Genomic DNA, 23,864 nt, shown 5'->3' with positions numbered 1-23,864 from the left:
GCAGACCGGCCGCAGATTAGCTACGGACTGGCCACGGGTCGGCCGCGAACCGGGTGCGGCCGAGGGGAAGGGGGCCGGGGCGTGGGGCGGTCGCGACTCAGGCTCGGATTCGGCCGCGGGCCAGGGCCAGCCAGGCGCCGGTGACCGTCACCATGACCGCGACGACCGCGCCGAGCACGCCGTACGACAGGCTGCCGACGATCACCCCGGCGATCACGGTGCCGGTCGCGCCGCAGACGTTCGTCAGCAGGTCCGAGAGGCCCTGCACGGGGGTGCGGTGCTCCAGCGGCACGGCCTCGCTGAGCATCGCCGAGCCGGAGATCAGCCCGCACGACCAGCCGAGGCCGAGCAGGACCAGCCCGACGGTCACCCGCGTGACGTCGTGCGCCCCGGCCCCGCCCGCGAGGACGGCGGCGGCCAGTAGCAGGCCCATGCCCAGCACCAGCACCGGCGTTCTCCCGGCCCGGTCGGCCAGCCAGCCGACCACGGGCGACAGGGCGTACATCCCGGCGATGTGCAGGCTGATCACGATGCCGATGACCGTGTACGTCGAGCCGCCGTGGTCGAGGTGGACCGGGGTCATGGACATGACCGAGACCATCGCGGTGTGGCTCACCGAGATCGCGACCAGGGCGCGGACCGCCACGGGGGTGCCGCGCAGCACCCGCCAGGCGGTGCGGAACGTGCCCCCGCCCTTCGCCGGGGCCGGGGACGTGCCGGGGGCGGGGGACGCGTCCGGGGCCGGGTGGGCGGAGCGGGCCAGGAGCAGGGGATCGGGGCGCAGGGCGATCATGATGATGCCGAGGGCGATCGCGAAGCTCACCAGGGCGAGGGCGAACGGGCCGCCGCCCGGCGGCAGCCCGAGCCCGGAGCTGAACCGCTCGGCCGGTGCCGCCAGGTTCGGTCCGGTGACCGACCCGATGGTGGTGGCCCACACCACCAGCGACAGGTGCCGGGCCGAGTGCCCCGGCGGGGACAGGTCGGTCGCGGCGTAGCGTGAGGCCAGGCCGCCCGCGCTGGCCGCGCCGAACAGCACCAGCCCGGCCAGCAGCAGCGGCCACGAGCGCAGGCCGACAGCGAGCAGCGAGACCAGGCAGCCGAGCAGGGCGCAGCCGTAGGCCAGGGCGAGCCCGGCCCGCCGGCCGCCCCTGCCGGACGATTTCGCGGTGGGCAACGCCAGCAGCGCGGCGCCCAGCACGGTCGCGGTCCCGGCCAGCCCGCTGAGCGCAGTGGAGCCGGAGAGGTCCTCCACGGTCACCGAGCTGAAGGTGAGCCCCACGGCGATCCCGATCCCGCCGCTGATCTGGGCGGCGGACAGGACGGTGAGCGTCCGCCGCCGCACGGCGGCGATCCGTTCTCCGCCGCCGGGGGAGACGCCGGGGGCCGTGGTGTTCTGGGGGTTCGCGGTCACGGGCGAAGTCTGCCATCACTCATGACCGCGCCACGAGGCCATTTCGCGGGCGGCGTGACGGGACGGCGGGCGGGGATGGGGGGTGACGGGACGGTGGACGAGGTCAGCCGATCGAGGTGAAGGTGGCGAAGAACGTCTCCAGGATGTCCGAGTTCTTCTCCCAGTCCAGGTCCTGGACCTTGAACGTGATCTGGTAGGCGGTCCGGCCGTTGAGGGCGACGTAGCGCGTCAGCCCGTGCATCGGGACGCCGTTGGGCTGGACGTAGGTGTACTCCCAGTCCGCGGCCCTCCACGTGCGGTAGTTCACCGCCGTCACGCCGACCTCGGTGTACTCGTCGAGGCCCTTCCTGCTCGCCTTGTTGAGTGCCGTCACCGGATCCGTGACCGGCACCTCGACGACGACGATGCTCTGCCCGCCGCTCTTCGGCCCGGTGAAGGTGACCGTTCCGCCGGGGCTCTCCTTCACCGTCCAGTCGCCGGGCACCGCGCCGGAGACGCCGGCGACGTTCGCCAGCTTGAACCCCTCGGGGATCTCCTCGCTCGGCGCGGCGGAGGTCACCGGGTCGGCCGCCGTGGAGGTCGCCGTGGACGGGATCGTGGAGACCGGGGTGTCGGAGTTTCCGCCGGGCAGGAAGACGAGCAGCCCGGCGACCACGATGGCCAGCACGCCGCCCCCGCCGAGCATCAGCAGGCGGACGTCGGGGCCGCCCCCGCCGTCTCCCTGGGCGCGGCGCGCGTTCCCGCGTGCCCCGTTCCGGCTGGGCGAGGTCATGGACTGCGAGTCCCGTACGGCGCGGGAGGACGCCTCCCGCGAGGTGGGGGCAGGCCAGAGCGCCGCCTCGCGGGCCTTGGACGCCTCGCTCCGCCCGCGACGCGGCGCGGCCGGTGGCGATGAGGGGGGCGCTGACGGCGGTGCTGACGGCGGCGCGGCGGGCAGGTCGCCGGAGAAGCTGGTCAGCGGGTCGAACGGGTTGCCGTCGGGGCCGGTCGCCGTGCTGCGCAGCGCGTCGTAGCCGCGCTGGTGCTCGCCGGTCAGGCCGGTGATCGCGTCGAACCGCGGCCCGCCCGCCTGCGGGAACCCGCCGGAGCCGGTGGCGGGGAAGGAGAGCAGGTCCGCGCGGTGGGATCCCGAGGGGCCGGAGAGCGCGTCGTGGGAGCCTGAGGAGTCGTTGGTGTACGGCACCCGGATCGGGCCCGAGGGCGTCTCGATGATCCGGGAGGGCATCGGCCCCGACGGTACGTTCAGCGGGGGCATCAGGTGGATCGGTATGGAGTCGCCCGGGACCGGCATCGACGAGGGCGAGGGGGCGGGCGCGCGGTTCGGGGTGCTGGAGCCGTGGCTGCGCAGCACCCGGTCGAGCAGGTCCGACACCTGTGAGGCGCTCATCCGGTCGGCGGGGTTCTTGCGGAGCAGGCCCTCGATGACGGTGATCAGGGCACCGGCCCGCTGCGGCCGGCTGGGCTCCTGGGTGAGGATCGCGCCGAGCACGGCCACCGCGTCCGGCCCCTCGTAGGGGGGCCGTCCCTCGACCGCCGCGTACAGCGTGGCGCCGAAGGACCACAGGTCGGAGGACTGCGTGACCGGCTGGCCCGACAGCCGCTCCGGCGGGATGTAGGCGGGGGAGCCCATCATCAGGCCGGTCTGGGTGATCGCCACGTCTCCTTCGATCGCGGCGATGCCGAAGTCGGTGAGCACCACCCGGTCGGAGGTGAGCAGCACGTTGCCCGGCTTGACGTCGCGGTGCATGATCCCGGCGGCGTGGGCGTGGCGGAGCGCGTCGAGCACCCGGACGCCGATCTCGGCGGCCTGGACCACCGGCAGCGGCCCGCTCTGCCGCACGGCCTGCTCCAGCGACCAGGCGCGGACCAGCTCCATCACGATCCAGGGGCGGCCGTCCTCCTCGACGACGTCGTGGACGGTGACGATGCCGGGGTGGCTGAGCCGGGCCGCCGAGCGGGCCTCGCGGAGCATCCGCCGGTGGGCTCCCTGCGTGCCCGCGTGGTCGAGGCCGTAGGGGAGGATCAGCTCCTTGACCGCGACGTCCCGGTCGAGCAGGACGTCGTGCGCGTGCCACACCATGCCCATCCCGCCACGGCCGACCGGCGACACCAGGCGGTAGCGCCTGCCCACCAGCCTGCCCTGGCCCTCCGGTGTTCCTCCAGCGGAATCGCCGCCCTCAGGCCCCTGGGGGTTTCTCCCGAGCAAGCGATCGGTCATCGTTCCCCGTTCCCCATAACCAACCCCTGTGAGTGCGGACACGATATCGGGATGGCATTTGGTTATGGAAGTTTGCATGCTGAGAAGGCGCGTGACGGTATTTGTCAGGATCGGTGTCCTTCAGATCACTGAGCCTGCGTCCGCGCTCTGACGTCGCCGAATGCTACCGGCGGATGGAGAAATTGTCAGCTTTACCCAATCTTAATAGACGAAAGATCGCTATGTAGACGCATGTTCATGATCGGCTGCCTCGGCCAGCGCGGCCAGGGCCGAGGTGAAGGCCGAGGCGGGCGGGCTGACCAGGCCCGCGCCGACCTGTCCGGTTCCCGCGACCCGTCCGGCGATACCGGTGTTCACGGTGGGCAGCAGGCCCGTCCTGGCGACCAGGGTGACGTCGACGCCGACCGGCGTGCCCCGGAAGTCCAGCCCCGGGATCTGGTACGCGGGGTGCTCGGCCAGGGTGATCTCGTACATGGACCGGGTGGCCGCCATCGCGTCCGACACGTTCCCGCCGACGAACCGCACGATCGCCGGGGCCGCGGCCATCGCGAAGCCGCCCAGCCCCGCCGTCTCGGTGATCGTCGAGTCGCCGATGTCGGGATTGGCGTCGTCGGGGCCGTACGCGCCCAGATAGAGGCCGTCCGGCACGCCCGCGGGGCCGGTGAACCAGCGGTCGCCCAGCCCGGAGACCTGGATCCCGAAATCCGTGCCGTTGCGGGCCATCGCGACGACCATCGTGGAGCCGGGGACGTCCCGCGCGGCGTCCGCGCTGACCTTGCACGCGGCCATGCCCGCGTTGAGGAAGAAGTGGTCGTTGCCGTTGACGAAGCGCAGGACCTCGGCGGCGTGGCCGGGGGCGGCCTCCACCACGTGGGGGGCGAGTTCGCGCACCATCAGCGAGGTGGCGGCGCGGTTGCGGTTGTGCAGTTCGTCGCCCATCTGCAGGGCCTGCGCGGCGAGCGACCCGAGGTCGAGCGGCCCGCTCCGCTCCAGGGTGGCCTGGAGCACCGGGCCGAGCACCTCTGCCATCCAGCGCAGCCGCTCCAGCACCTCGGGGCCGTACGCGCCGTACCGCAGCACCTTGCCCAGGCCCTCGTTGAGCGAGCAGTAGGCGGTGCCGCCGTGCTCGGCGTCGCGTACCTCGAACATCCACATCGACGGGGTGACCACGCCCGCCATCGGCCCGACGGTCCGGTGGTGGTGGCAGGAGTCGAACCGGGCCTGCCCGGCGGCCAGCCGCTTTTCGGCCTCCTCGGCGTCGGCGGCCAGTCCCTCCAGCAGCATCGCCCCGATGAGCGCGCCCCGCATCGGCCCCGACGCCCGCTCCCACTCGATCGGCGGGCCCGCGTGCAGGAACGTGCCCTTCGGCAGGTCGAGCACCTCGTGCGCGGGCCGTACCCCGACGAGCTGCGGGCGCGCCGAGACCAGGCGGCCCACGGCCGTCTCGTTGGCACGGACCCGGCGCGGGTCGGCGAGCACCCTGGCCAGGTCCGCCTCGGTGCCGGGCATCGGCGGGCGCCAGTCCACCCGGACCCGCGGGACGGCCTGCGCGTCCAGCGCCTCGCCGAGTACGCCGGCCCCCACGGTGATCACTTCCGGCTCACCGGAAAGCATGGACAACGTCATCGATTCTCCCTGAACCTGAAACCCGAACCTGGAAGCCGAGCCCGAACCCGAGCCCGGAACCCGAGCCCGGAACCCGAGCCTGGAACGAGCCCGGAAACCTCCGGCCTCGGGCGAACGGCCGGTCAACGAGCGTTCGCGTCGACCCTGGTGGCCGCGCGCGCGGCGTACCCGGCGGCCCCGGCGTTGGACGTGAACACCGTGGCCCCCGCCGCGTTCAGGGCCTCGGCCTGCGTGGTCAGCCCCTGCGGGTCGCCCTCGGAGCCGACCAGCGCGACCACCGCCGTGACGCCTCTCGCGACGGCCTCGGCGATCGCGGGCGCGAGCCTGGCGGCGGGGTCGGGGTCGGCGCCGTGGCCGAGTACCACGTCGAGCAGGACGACGTCGCCGGGCGGCACCTCGGCCAGGGCCTCCAGGCGGAGTGCCGGGTCGATCATCGGGTGGGCCCTGCCCACCGTGTAGGCGTCGTCGCCGAAGTCGGTGAACTCGCCGGTCCCGGCGATCAGCCGCGCCTCCACGCACAGCGTCCCGCCCGAGTAGATCCCCCGCACGTTTCCTCCGGTCCCGGTCCCGGTCCCGGCGCCGGTCGTCCCGGGGTGTTCCGGCGCCGCGGCCGAGGCGGGCCAGGAGGGCCAGGTGGGGACCGGGACGCCGAGGACGCGCAGGGCGGCCTCGGTCACCGAGGTCAGATCGTCCTGGCCGGGACCGAGCAGCGCGGTCACGACCGGCGTGCCGAGTTTCGCGACGGCCTCCTCGACGGCCCGCGCGACCTCGGGGGCCGGGGGCTTGGAGATCAGGACGATCAGCTCGGTGGCGGGGTCGGCGTCGAGGGCCTCCAGGGCGCGCAGGGTGGACAGCCCGCCCACGTCCGAGGACAGGTCGCGACCGCCCACGCCCAGCACGTGGGACACCCCCACCCCCGCCAGATCGAGCAGGCAGCTCACCTGCTGCGCCCCCGTCCCCGAGGCGGCCACCAGCCCGACCGGGCCCGGCCGCAGGACGTTCGCGAAGCCGAGACCCGCCCCGCCGATCACCGCGGTGCCGCAGTCGGGACCCATGACCAGCACGCCGCGCTCGGCGGCACGCCTCTTGAGCAGCACCTCCTGCCCGACCGGCACGTTGTCACTGAAGATCATCACGGACAGGCCCGCCTCGACCGCGTCCAGCGCCTCGGCGAACGCGTGCGGGCCGGGCACCGAGACCAGGGCCAGGGTGGCGGCGTGCTCGCGGGCCGCGGCGCGGACGGTACGCGGGGGGCGCCCCGCGCCACCGCCGTCACCGCCGCCACCCGGGGACGGGGCCGACAGCGCGGCGAGCAGCCCGTCCAGTTCCGCCGACGCGGCCTCCAGGGCGTCCACCTCGCCGCGCAGCGCGATCAGCAGGTCGGCGGGACCGGCCGGGGGCAGGTCGAAACCCAGCTCGGCGGCGATCCCGAGGTTGAGCTCCGTGGCCATCGCCACCACCGCGACCTCCACGCCGGACAGCGCGGTCGCCGCGCGGCTGACCCGCATCAGGCTCACGGAGTCGTGGTAGACCCCCGTGCGCGTCCGGACCACATCAGTACTCGCCATCGCCCCCGCCTTCCAGATCGATCACCGCCGCGAGCCCGATCCGCAGTCCCCACGCCAGGTCCGCCCCGGAGGTGTGGCCCAGCTGCAGGAGGCGGTGCAGCGCCGCCTCCAGGGACTGCCGTCCCGCCAGGCCCCGCAGCACGGCCAGCACCTCGCCGCTGGCCTCGCCCCGGGCGGCGCAGTGCAGCAGCGCCGCCGAGATGGGGGTGGTCCTGCCGCGCACGTCGAAGGTCACCGCGGCGGCCAGCCAACCGGCCAGCCACACGGCGCGGCCCGCGCCCGTCGCGCCGCCCAGGTGGTGCAGCGCGACCAGCAGCCCCGCGAGCACGTCGTCACCGCTCGGCGTGAGCCCCGGGCCCAGCCCGACCAGCTGCTCGGCGGCCACCACGCTTTTGAGCAGCGAGCCCTCGGCGCAGCCCTGGGCCAGCAGACCGGCCGCGCCGTTGCCCTCCAGCCCCGGACGCCTCGGCGACCGCTCGCACAGCTCCGCCATCGCGGGCAGCGAGCGGGCCAAGCGCGCCACGTCCACGGCACCGAGCGGTGGAGCCGGGTTCCACCAGCGGTGGGCCCGCAGGCTGAGCCGCCCGACGTCGATCGAGCCGTCTCCGACGGACGCCTCGTCGCCCACCGCGACGCGCGGCATCGGGTCGGTCACCACCATGGCGTTGGGCAGGCGGGTGGCCTCCCCGGTCACCACCGCGATGACCTGCGGTTCCAGCTCGGTGCGTACCTCAAGGTAGACGCCGGAGGGGAAGGCCGCCAGCACCCGCGCCGGGCGGCGGGGCGCCTCCAGCATCTGGCGCAGGGCCGTGCTGGCCGCACCGGTCCGGTGCGTCCGTACGTCCACGCGCTGCGCCCTCGGGCGTGTTCCAACGGTCATGAGCGCTCCTCGGCAGGCCCCGTGGGTGTGAAGGTGCTCTCTCCAGCGGTTCGCTCGCTCACGGACTCCCCCATCCATTGAGCCGACGGTAGAACGGGCGTGGACGCAGGCCGTACGGAGAAAGATGCCAACAGTCTGCTCAAAGGTTGGCTCTTCCTGACAGACGGGTCCATCAGTCACAATCACCTCATGGAACCCCCCGTACGCCCGGCGAGCACCGGAACGATCATTCACGGCGTCGCCGTCGGCGAGGTCCTCGGCGTCTCGACATTGGCGGGAGCCCGGCTGATCGCGGGGGAGCGGGGCCTGGACCGCGTCGTGCAGCGCCTCAACGTGATGGAGGTGCCCGACGTCCTGGCCTGGGTCAAGCCGCACGAACTGCTGCTCACCACCGGATACCCGCTGCGCAACACCCCCCAGTCGCTCGGCAGGCTGGTGGCCGACCTCGACGAGCGCGGCCTGGCCGCGCTCGCCATCAAGCTCGGCCGCTATCTCGACGAGCTGCCCGAGGAGATGGTGGAGCAGGCCGACCGGCTGGGCTTCCCGCTGATCCAGCTTCCCGACGACGTCGGCTTCGACGACATCCTCAACCAGGTGCTGACCGACATCCTCAATCGCCAGGCCGCCGTGCTGGCCAGGGCGGAGGAGGCGCACCGGGCGCTGGTCCAGGTCGTGCTCGCCGGGGGCGGGCTGCGCGAGGTGACGGCCGAGGTCGCCGGGCTGCTGGGCGTGGGGGTGGCCGTGCTGGACGGGATGGGCCACGTGCTGGCCGCTGCCGGGCCCGTCGAGCACATGGCCGCGCTGCGCGAGGCCGCCGAGACCTCCGAGGCCCCCGGGCACCACGCCTCGGTGCCGGTCGTGGCGGGCGGCCACCACCACGGCAGGATCGTCGCCCACGGCCCGGCCGGGTCGATCGGCGACGGCGACGTCGGCATCCTGGAACGTGCCGCCACGGTCGCCGCGCTGGTGGTGACCCGGCAGGAGGCGGTCAACGCCGTCGAGAGCAAGTACCGCGCCGACTTCCTGCGCGACGTGCTCACCGGCAGGGCCGGGGGCTCCGAGCGGGTCGCCTCCCGGGCCAGGGCCTTCGGCTGGGACCTGCAGCGTCCGGTCACCGTGCTGGTGGCCGAGCTCGACCCCGAGGGCGACGAGCGCGCCGCCCAGGACCGCCTCGTCACCTGCTGGACCGGTGCGATGCGCCGCCACGACGCGCGCGGCGCGGTGGCCGGGTTCTCCCACGAGGTCGTCACCATCGTGGACGCGTCCGTCGACGCGGGCCGCCTCGCCAAGGACGCCGCCGCGGCCTTCGCCGAGTCCCTGCCCGCCACCTTCTCCACCGGCGCCAGCCGCACCGCCATCGGGGCCGAGGCGCTGCCCGAGGCGTACGGCCAGGCGCTGAAGGCCGCGCGGGTGGGCCGCCAGCTCCACGGCAACGGCGCGGTCGCGCACTTCGACCAGCTCGGCGTCTACCGGCTGCTGTCCCTGGTCAACGACACCTCCGAGCTGCACGCCTTCGTCCGCGAGACCCTCGGCCCGCTCGCCTCCGACGACGACGCGGAGAACGCCGACCTGCGCCGTACGCTGCAGGTGCTGCTGGAGACCAACCTCAACGTGGCCGAGACGGCGCGCAGGCTGCACTTCCACTACAACACGCTGCGCTATCGGATCGGCAAGCTGGAGCGCATGCTCGGCGGCTTCACCGAGGACGCCCACCTGCGGCTGAACCTCACCCTCGCCCTGCACGTCCTGCGGATGCGCGGGATCTGACGGCGGCGTCCGGGGATGAGGTCTCACAGCCGGAAGACGGCGGCGTCCGGCGGCGAGGTCTCACAGCCGGAAGACGGCGGCGTCCGGCGGCGAGACCCCACGGCCGGGACCGGTGGCGGCGAGGAGCGTCCGCGTCCCGCGCGCACGCGGGATCTAAGCTGTTCGGCGTGAACGAGACCTTCGAGCTGGAAACCGAGTACATCCCGCTGTGCGACCTGCTCAAATACTGCGGCGTCGCCGAGACGGGCGGCCAGGCCAAGCACTTCATCGCCGACGGCAACGTGCTGGTGGACGGCGAGGTCGAGCTCCGCAAGACCTGCAAGATCCGCGACGGCCAGGTGGTGACCGGCGACGGCTTCGAGATCCACGTGGTCGGGAAATAGCGCGCGCGCTCCCGTGGCCCGGGGCCGCGCGCGCTCCTCACCGGGGCGGCGGGTACGCCGTGCGCGAGGTGTCCCCTGGTCGGCCGCCCAGATTTGGCAGATCATGACGGTGTAAGGGCATGGCTTCGGTCCTAACGTGCCCGCAACGGTTGTAGAAGGGGATTCGCCGGAGGGAGCCCGCGGGGTGGTCACCGACCGACGGCCCGGTGAAAGGTAGGGGCTCGATGGTTGCAGGCTGGACGAAACACGGCGACGGGAAGACACTCGCTCCCGGAGAGGTGGTCAGACCCGACGAGCGGCTGTCATGGCCGCGGATGGTCGGCTTCGGGGCGCAGCACGTCGTCGCGATGTTCGGCGCGACCTTCGTCTTCCCCCTGGTGATGGGACTCGACCCCAACGTCGCCATCATGTTCTCGGGCGTCGGAACGATCATGTTCCTGCTCATCGTGAAGGGGAAGGTCCCCAGCTACCTCGGGACCAGCGCGTCGTTCGTGGGCGGCGTGCTCGCGATCCGGGCGCTGATGGGCGGTGACACGCCCGCCACCGACGCGCTCGTCACCGGCGCCATCCTCGTCGCCGGATTCGTCCTCGCGCTCGTGGGCGTGGCCATCCACTTCCTCGGCGTACAGATCATCAACCGCGTCTTCCCGCCGGTCGTCACCGGCGCCGTCGTCATGCTGATCGGCTTCGGCCTGGCGTACGTCGTCGCCGACATCTACTGGCCGCAGGACCAGTGGATCGCCCTGATCACGATGACCGTCACCTTCGTCATCATCGTGCTCTTCAAGGGGTTCATCGGCAGGATCGGCATCCTGCTCGGCCTGATCATCGGCTTCGTCCTCTCCTGGGGCGCCGACAGGGTCTTCGGGAACATCACCGCCTTCAACGCGGGCACCGGCGCGATCGACACGCACCCCAGGGTGAGCTTCGAGGGCGTGGCGGCGGCCGACTGGATCGGCCTGCCGAGCATGCACTTCCCCGACTTCAGGTTCTCCGCCGTACTGCTGGTCCTTCCCGCGGTGATCGCGCTGGTCGCCGAGAACGTCGGCCACGTCAAGGCCGTCGGCGAGATGACCAGGACAGACGTCGACCCGTACATGGGCCGCGCGGTCGCCGCCGACGGCGCCGCCACCGTCGTCGCCAGCGCCTTCGGCGGCTCCCCGACCACCACCTACGCCGAGAACATCGGCGTGATGGCCGCCACCCGCGTCTACTCCACGGCCGCCTACTACATCGCCGCCGTCATCGCGATCCTGTTCGGCCTCTGCCCCAAGTTCGGCGCGCTGGTCGCCGCCACGCCGGGCGGCGTGCTCGGCGGCATCACCGTCATCCTGTACGGCATGATCGGCCTGCTCGGCGCGAAGATCTGGATCGAGAACCGGGTCGACTTCTCCGACCCCGTCAACCTCGTCCCGATCGGGGCCGGGATCATCCTCGCCATCGGCCCGGTCAAGCATATGATCAGCTCGGACTTCACGCTGGAGGGCATCGCCCTCGGCACCATCGTGGTGGTGGCCGGTTACCACCTGCTCCGGGTCATCGCCGGGCGGGGCGGCGCCGGTGGCGGCGCCGGTCCGAAGGAGGTGTCCGAGCTGCGACGAGAGGTCACCGGGTGAAGCCACCCCCGTTCGAATACCACGCTCCCCGCTCCCTCGGCGAGGCGCTCGACGCCCTCGCCGGGACCGGGGAGCACGGCAAGGTGCTCGCCGGGGGGCAGAGCCTGATCCCGATGCTGAACATGCGGCTGGCCGCCCCCGCCCACCTGATCGACATCAACCGGCTGTCCGAGCTGGCGTTCGTCGACGTCGGGCCGGAGGGCGTCCGGGTCGGCGCCCTCGCCAGGCACGCCCAGGTGGAACGGCACGAACCGGCCGCCGCCGCCCAGCCGCTGCTGGGCAGGGCGCTCCGGCTGGTGGCCCACCCGGTGATCCGCAACCGGGGAACCGTCGTCGGCAGTCTGGCCCACGCCGACCCCGCCGCCGAGCTGCCCGCCGTCCTCACCCTGCTGCGGGGTTCGGTACGGCTGGCGCGGCCCGGCGCCGTCAGGGACGTCCCCGCGGAGGACTTCTTCACCGGCCCGCTGGAGTCGGCGATCGACCCGGGGGAGCTGGCCGTCTCCGCGTTCTTCCCCGCGCGGCCCCCGCGCTCGGGCACCGCGTTCCGCGAGGTCGCCCGGCGGCACGGCGACTACGCCCTCGCCGGGATCGCGGCGCAGGTCGTCCTGGACGACGACCTGAGGATCACCTCGGCCACGGTGGCGTGCGTGAGCCTCGGGCCCGTCCCGCTGCTCGTCGACGTCTCCGAGGCGGTCGGCCACCGCCCGTCCGCCTCGGCCGACTGGGCCTCGGCGGCCCGCGCCGTACGGGAACGGGCCGACCCCGACGCCGACATCCACGCGACCGCCGCCTACCGGCGGCACCTCGCCGGAGTCCTCACCGAGCAGGCACTCCGTGACGCCGCCAGGGAGGCCGCGGATGCATGAGATCACGCTGACCGTCAACGGGGTGCTCCGGCAGGCAGAGGTCCCGGCCCGGCGGCTGCTGTCCGACTGCCTGCGGCACGACCTCGGCCTGACCGGTACGCACGTCGGGTGCGAGCACGGGGTCTGCGGGTGCTGCACGGTGCTGCTGGACGGCGAGCCCGTCCGCTCCTGCCTCACGTTCGCGGTCACCGTGGACGGGCGCGACATCACCACCGTCGAGGGACTCGCCGACGCCGACGGCACGCTCTCGCCGGTGCAGCGGGCCTTCGCCGAGTGCCACGGCCTGCAGTGCGGCTTCTGCACCCCCGGCTTCCTGTGTACGGTGACCGCGCTGCTGCGCGACAACCCGGCGCCGACCGACGAGGAGGTGCTGGAGGGCATCTCCGGCAACCTGTGCCGGTGCACGGGCTACCAGAACATCGTCAAGTCCGTCCACCGCGCGGCCGAGATCATGGCGGAGGAGCCGTGAGCGGGCACAGTGGGTACAGCGGGCACAGTGGGTACGGAGTGTCCATGAGCGCGTACGGCGAATCCCCGGGTGGGCTCAAAGGGTTCCCCGGTGAGTTCAGGGGGTTTTCGGGTGAGCGAGGCCGGAGACACGCCCCGGCGAGCCGTCAGGTGAGGCGATCATGACCACGAAACTGTTCGGCGAACCGGTCCGGCGCCGCGAGGACCCCCGGCTGCTGACCGGTGGGGGCCGCTACGTCGACGACCTGGGAGCCGGGGCGCTGGAGGCGGCGTTCGTCCGCTCCCCGCACGCCCACGCCAGGATCCGCGACATCGACGTCTCGGCCGCCGTCGAGGTCGAGGGACTGGTGGCGATCTACACCTGGGAGGACCTCCCCGGCGCGCTCGCCCAGCCGTTGCCGCTGCTCATCCCGCACCCGGCGCTCACCCACGGCCGCACCGCGTACCCGCTGGCCCGCGAGATCGTCAGGCACGTCGGCGAGCCCGTCGTGATGGTCGTCGCCCGTGACCGCTACCTCGCCGAGGACGCCTGCGCGCTCATCCAGGTCGACTACGAGATCCTCAAGCCGGTGGTCGGCGTGGAGGAGGCCGCGCAGTCGGCCCAGCTCGTCCACGAGGGCGTGCCGGGCAACGTCGGCGCGCACCTGGTCCAGGAGGTGCCCTCGGCCGCCGGGCTCGGCGCGCGCGAGGCCATCGACGCCGCGCCGCACACGCTGTCCTTCCGGCTCGACATCGAGCGCAGCGCGTCCATGCCGCTGGAGGGACGCGGCGTGCACGCCCGCTGGGACGCCGACGACCACTCCCTGCGCGTCCACTCCAGCACCCAGACCTCCACCAGCGTCCGCATGGCGATCGCGGCCAAGCTCGGCCTGCCGCTGCCGAAGGTCGAGGTGATCGCCCCCGACGTGGGCGGCGGGTTCGGCGTGAAGATCGTGCACCCGTGGCCCGAGGAGATCCTCGTCCCGTGGGCGGCGATCACGCTCGGCCACGAGGTCAAGTGGACCGAGGACCGGCGCGAGCACTTCGTCTCCTCCGCGCACGAGCGGGCCCAGGTGCAGTCGGTCCGGGTCGGCTTCGACGACGAGGGCCGGGTGCTCGGCCTGGACGTCGAGATCCTGCACGACCACGGCGCCTACACGCCGTACGGGATCATCGTGCCGATCATCACCTCCACCCAGCTGCTCGGTCCCTACCGGATCGGCGCCTACCGGGTCGAGTTCTCCTCGATCTACACCAACACCGTGCAGGTCACCCCGTACCGGGGCGCGGGCCGCCCCCAGGGGGTCTTCTGCATGGAGCGCACCATGGACCACATCGCCGAGTACCTCGGGGCCGACCGCACGGCGGTGCGCGCGGCCAACTTCATCCAGCCCGACGAGTTCCCCTACGACCAGGGCCTGATCTTCCAGGACGGCCGCCCGCTGATCTACGACAGCGGCGACTACCCCGAGTCGCTGCGGATGCTCAAGGAGCTGATCGGCTGGGACGACTTCCCCGCGCTGAAGGCCCGCGCCGCCGAGGAGGGCCGCACGGTCGGGATCGGCGTCGGCTGCTACGTCGAGGGCACCGGCGTCGGCCCGTACGAGGGCGGGCACGTCCAGATCACCTCCGACGGCCGGGTGCACGTCTCCACCGGGCTCACCTCGCAGGGGCAGGGCCACGAGACGGTGTTCGCGCAGATCGCGGCGTCCGAGCTCGGCGTGCCGATGGAACGGGTCTCGGTCGTCACCGGCGACACCCGCAGGTTCGGCTACGCGGTCGGCACGTTCGCCTCGCGCGCCGCGGTGATGAGCGGCAACGCGATCGCCCTGGCCTGCAGGAAGGTGCGGGAGAAGGCCCTGCGGATCGCCGCCGACGCGCTGGAGGCCGACCCCCGCGACCTGGAGATCGTCGACGGGGAGGTACGGGTGGCGGGCACCCCGGGCGCCTCGATCCCGCTGGCGACCGTGGCGGTGCTGTCCAACCCGCTGCGCTACGCCTTCGACGAGGAGGCGGCGAGGGCCACCCAGTTCGCGGGCGCCGCCTCCTACGACCGGCCTCCGGTGGCCGAGGGGGAGGAGCCGGGGCTGGAGGGCCGCGACTACTACTCGCCGATCCGCTCGACCTTCGCCTCCGGCATGCACGCGGCCATCGTCGAGACCGACCCGCTCACCGCCGAGATCCGCGTCCTGCGCTACGCCGTCGTGCACGACTGCGGCAAGCTGATCAACCCGATGATCGTCGAGGGCCAGATCCACGGCGGGGTCGCCCAGGGCGTCGGCGGCGCCCTGTACGAGAAGATGGTCTACGACGGCCACGGCCAGCTGCTGAACGCCTCCTTCATGGACTTCCTGATGCCGTACGCCACCGAGGTGCCCCTCATCGAGACCGCCCACCTGGAGACCCCGTCCCCGCTCAACCCCCTCGGCATCAAGGGCGCGGGCGAGGCGGGCGTCATCCCGGTCTCCGCGGTGCTCGCCTCGGCGATCGAGGACGCCGAGGGGATCAGGATCGACAGGATGCCCATCTCCCCGTCGGACCTGTTCGACCTGCGCCGCGCCGCCACGGGCTGACGTCCGCGAACCTCCGTGGCGCGTACGGCGCGAACGGTCGCCGGACTGCCTCGACCTGGACGTTCCGAGCCCTGGCGTAGGCGATGACGTCGGGGGCCCAGCCGGAGGACCAGCCCTCGTCGATCAGGACGTAACCCCAGCCGTTGCGCTGGGCGAAGTCGATGTACTGCCGCTGCCGGTTCTGGTCCGACGGGCTGGAGTGTTCGGTCAGCCAGGACCAGGCGACCGCGCCGGGCCTGATCCAGGAGGTGTCGGCCACCTTCGACAGACCGTCCAGGTGGTGGCCGCGGCGGTCGGCGCGGGGCTGGCGACGATGATCGCCGCCGGGAGTACCAGGGCTGACACACATCGGAGGAACAAGGGAAAGAGCGGTTTGCCTTGACGCGTGTCGGTGTCCGGGGGGATCGGACGGGGGTGGACGTCACGCCCCACCGGCAGGTCGGCACGGCGCGACTGGGGCGACTGGGGCGACTGGGGCACGGCGCGACCGGTGATCAGCGGAGATTCACGGTCTCGTGACCGCCGCACCTGAGCGCGTGACCCAGCCGACGCGGGCGGCGCTGTCTGTGGGCACCCCATGACGGGGTGGTCCGGCCCGCCGGTACGGCGAGCCGGACCACCCCGGTGTTTCATGGCAGACGCCACGCCTGGGCGGCCGAGGCGTTGCAGTCGTAGATCTGCAGCTGGATTCCGTTGGCGGGGTTGGCGCCGGGTACGTCGAGGCAGCGTCCGGACGGCGAGTTCACCAGTGTTCCGCCGGGCTTGGGCCACCACTGCTGGGCACCGGTGCCGTTGCAGTCCCACAGCTGGACCTTCGACCCGTTCGTCCGGGCGCTTTGCGAGACGTCGAGGCAGCGGCCCAGCGCGCGGACCGTCCCGTCGGAGGCGAGGGTCCACTGCTGGGCGGGCGTTCCGTTGCAGTCCCACAGCCGGACCTGGGCGCCGTTGGCGCCGGTGGCCGGATCGGCGTCCAGGCACTTCGCCGACAGCCCCGAGATCGCCCCGGACCGCGGCGGTGTCGGGCCGACGTCGTAGGACGGTGGCGCGTCACCCGCGGCAGCGCCCCAGCCGGTGTTCGCCGTCGTGCCGAGGGTGAAGTCGAGGGTGCCGCCGGCGGCGACGAACGACTCCGGCAGCCACGGCCGGGTCGAGGTCTGCCCGTTGACCCGCAGGCTCTGCACGTACTTGGCGCTGTCGGAGGCGTTCGGCGCGGTGATGGTGATGACCTTGCCGTTGCCCCTGGTGATGACGGTCTCGGGGAACTGCGGGCTGGCCAGCACCAGGTCGGCCTTACCGGGGGCCTGCGGGTACATGCCCAGCGCGGCCCAGACCGCCCACGACGACATCTGGCCGAGGTCGTCGTTGCCGACCAGGCCGTCCGGCGTCGGCTTGAAGATCGTCGTCAATGCGCGGCGCACCACGTCCTGGGTCTTGTGCGGAGCGCCGGCGTAGGCGTACGCCCACGGGGTGTTCAGGGTCGGCTCGTTGCCCAGGTAGGCGTACGGCTTGTCCGGCCCGCCGTTCAGCTCGGTGAAGAAGGTGTCCAGCCTGGACAGGACGGCGGCGTTGCCGCCCATCGCGTCGAACAGGCCCCGGTGGTTGTGGGGCACCATCCAGGTGTACTGCGCGGCGTTGCCCTCGACGTACTCGTTGTGCTGGAGCGGGTTGAACGACGGGAAGGTGGTGTCGGTGTTGCGGGGCTGCAGGTACTTGCTGCCGGAGTTGAAGAGGTTGCGCCAGTTCTGCGCCCGCCGCAGGAACGTCTCGGCGGTCGCGTTGTCGCCGATCCGCCTGGCGAGCTGGGAGATGGCGAAGTCCGCGCTGGTGTACTCCAGTGTGGTCGACGCCGAGCCCCACACGTCACCGAGCCCGGTCGGCACGTAGCCGTAGGTGTCGTACTGCAACCAGCCCGGCCGCTGGCGTACCTCCTTGGTGCCGGCCACGATCCGGCGCAGCCCGTCGGCGCTGTCGAAGCCGGTCGCCCCGAAGGCGTGCGCGGTCGAGATGATGATCGCCAGCGGGTCGCCGTTCATCACCCCGGTGCCGCCGTTGGCGACGGTCCAGCGGTCGAAGTAGCCGGCGTGGGCTCCCTGGTTGATCGCCGACTGCGCGATGTCGGCCGCCTCCTTCGGCGCGATCAGCGCGATCAGCGCGATCTGGGAGCGGTAGACGTCCCAGCCGGAGTAGTTGGCGTACTGCGCGCGGCCCGCCGGCACGGTGCGGATCTGCTTGTCGAAGCCGATGTAGCGGCCGTCGGCGTCGCTGAACACGTTGGGGTGCAGCAGCGAGTGGTAGAGCGAGGTGTACAGGGTGCGCCGCTGGGTGTCGGTTCCGCCGGTCACCGAGACGCGGCCGAGCAGGTCGTTCCACGCCGCCCTGGTACCGGCCCTGATCTCGTCGAATCCTCGCGATCCCTGCTCGGCGGTGAGGTTGGCCCTGGCGCCGTCGAGGCTGACGAAGGAGATGCCGACCCGGACCGTGACCGTCCGCTGGGTGGCGGTGTCGAAGGAGACGAACGCCGACGCGGCGAGCGCCTGGGCATCCGCGCTCTCGGTGGTGGGGGCGGCGGCGCGCACCTTTCCCTGCTGTTTCGCGGTCTTCGGCGCGGGAGGGGCCACCCCGGCGCTCTCGCCGGCGATCGTCTTCTTGGTCTCGTCGACCTTGCCGTCCGCCGCGGCCACTCCCGAGGTGGCGAAGGGGCGGTCGAACGCGGCGTGGAAGTACAGGCGGTAGCGGTTTCCGGCGCCGCAGAAGCCGCCGCTGTCGGTGTATCCGGAGATCGTGTCGGTGCCGATGGTGAGCGAGCCGCTGGCCGCGTTGAACGCCTTCGCGACGTCCACCGAGAGCGAGGCCCGCTGTCCCGCCGGATAGGTGAACCTGCCCATCCCGGACCGGGCGGTGGTGGTGAGCTCGGTTCGCAGGCCATTGTTGAACGTCACCGAGTAGTAACCGGGCGACGCGGACTCGTTGGCGTGGCTGAAGGTCGAGTTGCCCACCGGGGAGGAGCCGAGGACCGGCATGAACGGGATGTTGCCGAAGTCGCCGCATCCCGGGCCGGACAGGTGGGTCAGGCTGAATCCCCTGATCCGGTTGTCGTCGTAGTGGTATCCGCCGTGCTGGTAGGTCACCGTGTCCGGGCTCCACTGCAGCATGCCGAAGGGCGCGTCGGCGCCGGGGAAGGTGTTGCCGGCGCCGCCGCCGTGCCCGAAGTCCGGGCCGCCGGGTTTGGTGCCGACGAACGCGTTGACGTACTGGGCGGGGTCGCTGATCGCGAGCCGAGCCGCGGTGTGCGCGGCGGTGGCGGGCGCCGGTACTCCGAGGGCGGTCAGGATGAGGGCGAGCACGAGTAGGGCACGCACGGTGTGCCTCCTGCGGGGAGCGACAACGATGCGGCGATGACCGTTCACCGAGGGGGGACATCGTTGTCATGAATAAGAAGTTGATCGGATAATCGGATGGAGGTTTGCCGCTGTCAACGGCTTTCGTCAAGGTTTCTTCTTCCGTGCAGTTCACATGCCTATTACGGTGATGCTAAGAGTGCGTGAACGATTCGGGGGAGATCATGGACGTGTCACGTCCCTCACGTCGTTCTTGACAACGATGTCTGGAAACGGCCTGTCTTGGGGCGGCCGAGGCGCCGTGCCGACAGGTCTCGTCCGATGCCCTGGACCGCCGTGACCTCTCCGCGCGAGAGAGACCCGCCGTCCTCTGGCTCCGGCCCAGGAGTTTCACGGGGTGGGGCGCGGGGCCGAGGGTGTTCGCCGCCCCATCTCCCGACGAACGGCCTGGTGAACGAACCGCACCGGCCGCCCGCCCATCATCTGACCCCGTTCAGGTCTTCAACAGCTCCACGCCGCGGCGGACGAGCCTGGTACCGATCACGGTCTCCGAGGGCCAGGAGCCGTCCCCGCCGATCCGGTCGAAGAGCCGGAGCGCGGCGGTCCGGCCGAGCTCCTGGACGTCGTAGGCGATCAGGCTCAGCGAGCGTGGCATGAGGGCGGACAGTTCGAAGTCGTCGAAGCCCGTCAGCGCGGCGTCGTGGCCCCGGCGGCAGAGCTCGCGGACGGCGCCGACCGTGATCCGGTTGTTGCCGGTGAAGAACGCGGTGGGCGGGTCGGCGCCGTCGAGCATGTCCGCGACCACGCGGACGGCCTCCTCGGGACGCGTCACCCCGACCCGGATCAGGGAGTCGTCGTAGGGGATACCCGCTTCGGTGAGCGCCGTACGCACTCCGGACAGGCGTTCGCGCGCGGTGTAGATGGACGGCGAGTCGGTGATGACGCCGATCCGGCTGTGCCCGGCCGCCAGCAGGTCCTCGACGCCGGTCCGGGCCCCTCGCGCGTTGTCGATCACCACGCTGTCGGCCAGGATGCCGGACGGTGGCCGGTCCAGGAAGACCACCCGCATGCCCATCTCCATCTCGGGCCGGGCGTAGGAGTGGTCCGATCCGGCGGGCACGATGATCAGCCCGTCCACCCGGCGCTGGCACAGCTCCAGGAACTGCCGCTGTTCCAGCCGGGGATCCTCCTCCGAGCTGACCGTGATCAGGTGGGTGTCGTAGGAGCGCGCGACCTTGGCCACCGTCGCCGCGATCACCGAGTAGAACGGGTTGGCCAGATCCTCGATGATCAGCCCGATCGTCGCGGTCCGCCGGCCCGAGCGCAGCGAGCTGGCCATGTCGTTGCGCCGGAACCCGAGCTCGCCGATCGCGACGAGCACCTGCTCGACCAGCTCGGGCCGCACCGTCGGCACGTTGTTGATGACCCGGGAGACCGTTTTCACGCTGACACCGGCCGTGGCCGCCACGTCGGAGACGGTCGGTCTTCGCGGCCTGTCCTGTCCGCCCACCGAAGTCCTCCCGCCGAGGTCGCGCTCTCACCCACAATCCGGCTCATCCGCCACGACGAGGGTGACAATGGTATCCAGGTCAAATGTAATGCTTCGCGGTGAAGGCAGGCGCAGGTCCGTCCACTGCCGGTGAACAGGGGCGAGGAGAACGGGCCGACGGGGCCACCCGAAGCCGGGACGATCGGCGCCGTCCGGTTCCGGGGCGAGGGCGAGGATGAAACCGCTCGGCTCGACGCCGACCGGAGGTCGCCGGTTCCGGCCGGGACGCCGGGCGGTCAGCACTTCGGCGGGCGCCCGCGGATCGCGAACGATCGCGGTTGATCGCCCTGCCCATCACGTTGGCACCGTTCAGGTGCGGCGCGGTGGAATCGGAGGAGAGCGTCAGGCGGGACCCCTCCGTCCTGAGCGCTCGCGCCGGATCTCACGCGGCCGCGGTCCCCGGCGCGGCCGGCTGTCGGGGGGCTGTGTCCTGACGTGCCTCTGCCGCGGGCACGGACATCGTTGTCCCGAATGGGACATCGAAGGATGGAAATAGATCGCGATGTTCTTGCGGAGGGCCCCTGGAAGTGGCGGATTCCCAGGAGGCCGGTGACAAGGGTCGAGAGAGCGCTCTCTGTGAGTAGCCAGCGACCGTTATCACGGTAACGGCTCAGCCGTATTAGGATTATATGCTAGCTTTGTCCGCTTTAGGGATAATTGAGACATATATTAATAAATGTAACTTATGTCGGTTTTTATCGGGTTATCGTCTGAATGACGTGGGCCGCGCTCTGCGAGAACAGTCCCGCGACCGGAGTGCCTCCGCCCGGACGTGCGGTCACCTGAGCGGGAGCGGCTGTAAAACGCCTGGTCACACGGCCTGACTCGCGCTTTCGGTCAAGCCTGTGGCCGTTGTCGTGCGGGTGGTCGCCGTTTCTAACAATCTTGAAGACAACGTTGACAAACGTTAGTAATTTACTCTTTGCTTACGGCATTCGATGTCCCGTCGGTCCGGTGACAGTACGTCTGTCCGAATCCTGGAGCCGTAACGATGAAAACGATGGCATCTTCCGCCCATGCTGTGCCTCATTCTCCAGGGCTCGCCATCCGGCTCGCGACTGCGGCGTCAGTGGTGACCGTCACGTCCGCCGCGCCGGGAGGCAACCGGATCAGGACATCGACGTCCTCCAACTGGCTGACGACCTCCGACGGCGACTCACTCTCGATGCCGAAGATTCTGGGCAGCGTCGGCGGAGGCGGGGTCCGGATTCGGGTGCGCACCGGCGGTATCGGTCGGCGGCGCGCACCAGTGAGCGGCATGCTCGTCGATCCGCCGTCCTGGAAGTGTTCCGGCCGTCCGGGACACCTCGTGGTCGGCGGTATCCGGCTCTGATCGTGGGCCGCTCCAGCGGCACCGTCCGGCAGCGGACCTTTCCTTTCCACCCCCCGAACGACACGCACCCCTCCTCGCCGCAGCGGACCCCTTCCGGCCATGGCGGCCTGTCGAGGTCCTGCCCTGGGACGGTGCGGACGAAAGGATCAGACATGCGATGGAACTTCAGGCGGTTCTGGGCCGCCGTGCTCGGGTTCGCCCTCGCCGCGGCCGGATTGACGCTGGTGACGGCCGCACCGGCCCAGGCCGAGTCGAACGGCGGCGTGCGGGTCATGCCGCTCGGCGACTCCATCACCGACGGGTTCAACGTGCCCGGCGGCTACCGCGTCAACCTGTGGCAGCGGCTGGTCGCCGGGCAGTACACGGTCGACTTCGTCGGGTCCGGGTTCAACGGGCCGTCCACCCTCGGCGACCACGACCACGAGGGCCACTCGGGGTGGCGGATCAACGACCTCGACGCGAACATCGTCGGCTGGCTGCGTAACTCCGCCCCCCGTACCATCCTGCTGCACATAGGCACCAACGACATGAACCAGAACTACGACGTCGCGGGCGCTCCCGCCCGGCTGTCGGCGCTCATCGACAAGATCCGCGCCAACGCGCCGGTGGCCGAACTCTTCGTCGCGCAGATCGTTCCGGCGGGCGACCCCGCGCTGGAGGCGCGGATCCAGACCTTCAACGCCGCCGTCCCCGGCATCGTCGCGCAGAAGGGACCGATGACCCACCTGGTCGACATGCACACCGGATTCACCACCGCCGACCTCGCCGACGGCCTGCACCCGAACGCGGGCGGCTACGCCAAGATGGCCGAGCGCTGGTTCGCCGCGCTGCGGGCGGTGCCCGGCAGCCTCAACCCGGTGGCCGTGCCACCGGTCGGCACCGCCGTCTCGCTGTCCAACCCGCAGTCGAACCGCTGCCTGGACGTCGCCGGGATCAGCACCACCCCCGGCGCGCAGATCCACATCTGGGACTGCAACGGCGGGACCAACCAGCGCTGGACCCGCACCGCGGCCGGTGAGCTGCGCGTCTACGGCGACCGCTGCCTCGACGTGAACGCCAACGGCACGGCCAACGGCACGAAGGTGCAGATCTGGACGTGCAACGGCGGGACCGCGCAGAGGTTCACCTTCAACACGAACGGCACCATCGTGGGCGCCGGGTCGGGCAAGTGCCTCGACGTGGCGGCGAGCGGGACCGTGAACGGGACGCTGGTACAGCTGTGGGAGTGCAACGGCACCGGGGCACAACGCTGGTCCGTACGATGACTCCCGCTGTGGAGGCGCCCGCGCGGGCGCCTCCACAGCGCTGAGCATCCGGGAACCCCTTCGGCCTGATCGGCCGCGTGCCACGCCATGACCGGTTCACCGGCCGGCGCCACGACGAACTCCGCACCACCGCGAAACGCCCCCGCAGGTGCGAGAGCGCGCGACAACGGAAACCGCGGACGGTTTCCACTGATCTTCCCGGCGAGAGTGGGTCAGGACGACGCTCCCAACACGGCGGCGTCGCCATCAGCGGTCGGCGATGCCCACGATCGTCCCGCCTCGCCTTGTAAGCCCCATCGATGATCTCAACCTGGAGGACCGGTGCGAACACCCCCCTCGATCGACCGCCGAAGGTCATGGCCACGTGTGCTGGTGGCCGCGATGGCCGCGGTGGCCGCCGCGCTCACCATGACGGTGGCTGGTGCGGCGCCCGCCACGGCGGCGCCGGCGACCGTGGTAGGCGTGGCCTCCGGCCGCTGCCTCGACGTGATCGGCAACAACACGGCCTCCGGAACCGGTGTCAACATCTACGACTGCAACGGGCAGGCCAACCAGTCCTGGAACCTCACCGCGGCCGGTGAGCTGCGGGTGTACGGCGACACCAGGTGCCTGGACGTGGTCGGCCAGGACACCACCGCCCCGGCGGCGCTGCAGATCTACACCTGCAACAACGGCGCCAACCAGCGCTGGAGGATCAACTCCGACGGCACCATCACCGGCGTGCAGTCGGGCCTGTGCCTGGACGTGACCGGCGAGGGCACGGCCAACAGCACCCTGGTGGGGCTGTGGACCTGCACCGGGCGCGGCAACCAGAAGTGGACGACGTCCACCGGGAGCGCCGACACCCAGCCCCCGTCGGTGCCGGGTGGCCCTCGGGTGAGCGACCTGACGTGTGATTCGGTGACGTTTTCGTGGAACGCCTCGACGGACAACGTGGGGGTGGCCTTCTATGACGTCTACCACGACGGCCAGCAGATGAAGACGGTGAGCGGCACCACGCTGTCCACCAGCCTCACCGTGGTCG

17 protein-coding genes are annotated in these 23,864 nt (G+C 71.6%); 9 read left to right on the top strand and 8 right to left on the bottom strand.

What is annotated here, in order from left to right; translation table 11 throughout:
* Positions 1-97: 97 nt before the first annotated feature.
* The 5 genes from ABD817_RS13065 to ABD817_RS13045 all read right to left on the bottom strand — a co-directional run bounded on the left by ABD817_RS13065 (position 98) and on the right by ABD817_RS13045 (position 7,703).
* Positions 98-1,411, bottom strand: a complete 1,314-nt coding sequence (locus ABD817_RS13065) for an MFS transporter (protein ID WP_344918129.1) — start codon at positions 1,409-1,411, stop codon at positions 98-100.
* A 103-nt stretch (positions 1,412-1,514) separates the two neighbouring features.
* Positions 1,515-3,629: a serine/threonine-protein kinase gene (locus tag ABD817_RS13060; RefSeq protein ID WP_344918128.1), complete on the bottom strand. Its 2,115-nt coding sequence runs from the start codon at positions 3,627-3,629 to the stop codon at positions 1,515-1,517.
* 219 nt (positions 3,630-3,848) lie between these two features.
* Entirely contained in the window at positions 3,849-5,255 is a 1,407-nt protein-coding gene (locus ABD817_RS13055; RefSeq protein WP_344918127.1) for a YlbE family protein, read from the bottom strand.
* Between the two features lie 122 nt (positions 5,256-5,377).
* Positions 5,378-6,823 (bottom strand): AllF/FdrA family protein, encoded by a 1,446-nt coding sequence (locus ABD817_RS13050; RefSeq protein WP_344918126.1) that lies wholly within the window; start codon positions 6,821-6,823, stop codon positions 5,378-5,380.
* Positions 6,810-7,703: an oxamate carbamoyltransferase subunit AllH family protein gene (locus ABD817_RS13045; protein WP_344918125.1), complete on the bottom strand. Its 894-nt coding sequence runs from the start codon at positions 7,701-7,703 to the stop codon at positions 6,810-6,812. Before ABD817_RS13045 ends, ABD817_RS13050 begins: the two co-directional genes overlap by 14 nt.
* Before the next feature lie 189 nt (positions 7,704-7,892).
* On the opposite strand from ABD817_RS13045, the gene ABD817_RS13040 reads away from it, so the two are divergent.
* The 6 genes from ABD817_RS13040 to cutA all read left to right on the top strand — a co-directional run bounded on the left by ABD817_RS13040 (position 7,893) and on the right by cutA (position 15,355).
* On the top strand, positions 7,893-9,470 hold the full coding sequence (locus ABD817_RS13040; RefSeq protein WP_344918124.1) for a PucR family transcriptional regulator: 1,578 nt from the start codon (positions 7,893-7,895) through the stop codon (positions 9,468-9,470).
* A 167-nt stretch (positions 9,471-9,637) separates the two neighbouring features.
* A complete protein-coding gene (locus ABD817_RS13035) occupies positions 9,638-9,853 on the top strand; it encodes an RNA-binding S4 domain-containing protein (RefSeq protein ID WP_344918123.1) in 216 nt (71 codons plus the stop codon).
* A gap of 224 nt (positions 9,854-10,077) precedes the next feature.
* Positions 10,078-11,469, top strand: coding sequence for a uracil-xanthine permease family protein (locus ABD817_RS13030; RefSeq protein WP_344918122.1), 1,392 nt, complete (start codon positions 10,078-10,080; stop codon positions 11,467-11,469).
* Positions 11,466-12,335, top strand: a complete 870-nt coding sequence (locus ABD817_RS13025) for an FAD binding domain-containing protein (RefSeq protein WP_344918121.1) — start codon at positions 11,466-11,468, stop codon at positions 12,333-12,335. The genes ABD817_RS13030 and ABD817_RS13025 overlap by 4 nt, the downstream gene beginning before the upstream one ends.
* Positions 12,328-12,804 carry a (2Fe-2S)-binding protein gene (locus tag ABD817_RS13020; protein WP_344918120.1) on the top strand — a complete coding sequence of 159 codons (477 nt, stop codon included), beginning with the start codon at positions 12,328-12,330 and terminating at the stop codon, positions 12,802-12,804. The genes ABD817_RS13025 and ABD817_RS13020 overlap by 8 nt, the downstream gene beginning before the upstream one ends.
* Positions 12,805-12,964: 160 nt before the next feature.
* Entirely contained in the window at positions 12,965-15,355 is a 2,391-nt protein-coding gene (gene cutA / locus ABD817_RS13015; protein ID WP_344918119.1) for an aerobic carbon-monoxide dehydrogenase large subunit, read from the top strand.
* Here the strand turns inward: cutA and ABD817_RS13010 are convergent.
* The 3 genes from ABD817_RS13010 to ABD817_RS13000 form a co-directional block, all read right to left on the bottom strand.
* On the bottom strand, positions 15,288-15,704 hold the full coding sequence (locus ABD817_RS13010; RefSeq protein WP_344918118.1) for a glycoside hydrolase family 97 catalytic domain-containing protein: 417 nt from the start codon (positions 15,702-15,704) through the stop codon (positions 15,288-15,290). The genes cutA and ABD817_RS13010 overlap by 68 nt on opposite strands.
* A gap of 280 nt (positions 15,705-15,984) precedes the next feature.
* Positions 15,985-18,714 carry a lectin gene (locus ABD817_RS13005; RefSeq protein WP_344918117.1) on the bottom strand — a complete coding sequence of 910 codons (2,730 nt, stop codon included), beginning with the start codon at positions 18,712-18,714 and terminating at the stop codon, positions 15,985-15,987.
* A gap of 472 nt (positions 18,715-19,186) precedes the next feature.
* Positions 19,187-20,203 (bottom strand): LacI family DNA-binding transcriptional regulator, encoded by a 1,017-nt coding sequence (locus ABD817_RS13000; RefSeq protein WP_344918116.1) that lies wholly within the window; start codon positions 20,201-20,203, stop codon positions 19,187-19,189.
* Positions 20,204-21,233: 1,030 nt separating this feature from the next.
* Here ABD817_RS13000 and ABD817_RS12995 point away from each other — a divergent pair.
* The 3 genes from ABD817_RS12995 to ABD817_RS12985 all read left to right on the top strand — a co-directional run.
* A complete protein-coding gene (locus ABD817_RS12995; protein WP_344918115.1) occupies positions 21,234-21,575 on the top strand; it encodes a hypothetical protein in 342 nt (113 codons plus the stop codon).
* A gap of 152 nt (positions 21,576-21,727) precedes the next feature.
* Positions 21,728-22,840, top strand: a complete 1,113-nt coding sequence (locus tag ABD817_RS12990) for an RICIN domain-containing protein (protein ID WP_344918114.1) — start codon at positions 21,728-21,730, stop codon at positions 22,838-22,840.
* Between the two features lie 366 nt (positions 22,841-23,206).
* A partial coding sequence (locus tag ABD817_RS12985) for a ricin-type beta-trefoil lectin domain protein (RefSeq protein ID WP_344918113.1) occupies positions 23,207-23,864 on the top strand: 658 nt, incomplete at its 3' end.

The sequence above is a fragment of the Streptosporangium oxazolinicum genome, from assembly GCF_039537505.1.
Classification (GTDB): domain Bacteria; phylum Actinomycetota; class Actinomycetes; order Streptosporangiales; family Streptosporangiaceae; genus Streptosporangium; species Streptosporangium oxazolinicum.
The sequence above is the reverse complement of the archived record's forward strand: the minus strand, read 5'-3'. Positions and strand labels throughout refer to the sequence as shown.

Excerpts from the sequence above, each read along its gene's own strand:
- ABD817_RS13020 (WP_344918120.1), top strand. The coding sequence starts at position 12,328 with ATGCATGAGATCACGCTGACCGTCAACGGGGTGCTCCGGCAGGCAGAG.
- ABD817_RS13030 (WP_344918122.1), top strand. The coding sequence starts at position 10,078 with ATGGTTGCAGGCTGGACGAAACACGGCGACGGGAAGACACTCGCTCCC.
- ABD817_RS13060 (WP_344918128.1), bottom strand. The coding sequence starts at position 3,629 with ATGACCGATCGCTTGCTCGGGAGAAACCCCCAGGGGCCTGAGGGCGGC.
- ABD817_RS13010 (WP_344918118.1), bottom strand. The coding sequence starts at position 15,704 with ATGTGTGTCAGCCCTGGTACTCCCGGCGGCGATCATCGTCGCCAGCCC.
- ABD817_RS13045 (WP_344918125.1), bottom strand. The coding sequence starts at position 7,703 with ATGACCGTTGGAACACGCCCGAGGGCGCAGCGCGTGGACGTACGGACG.
- ABD817_RS13040 (WP_344918124.1), top strand. The coding sequence starts at position 7,893 with ATGGAACCCCCCGTACGCCCGGCGAGCACCGGAACGATCATTCACGGC.
- ABD817_RS13055 (WP_344918127.1), bottom strand. The coding sequence starts at position 5,255 with ATGACGTTGTCCATGCTTTCCGGTGAGCCGGAAGTGATCACCGTGGGG.
- cutA (WP_344918119.1), top strand. The coding sequence starts at position 12,965 with ATGACCACGAAACTGTTCGGCGAACCGGTCCGGCGCCGCGAGGACCCC.
- ABD817_RS13050 (WP_344918126.1), bottom strand. The coding sequence starts at position 6,823 with ATGGCGAGTACTGATGTGGTCCGGACGCGCACGGGGGTCTACCACGAC.
- ABD817_RS12995 (WP_344918115.1), top strand. The coding sequence starts at position 21,234 with ATGAAAACGATGGCATCTTCCGCCCATGCTGTGCCTCATTCTCCAGGG.
- ABD817_RS12990 (WP_344918114.1), top strand. The coding sequence starts at position 21,728 with ATGCGATGGAACTTCAGGCGGTTCTGGGCCGCCGTGCTCGGGTTCGCC.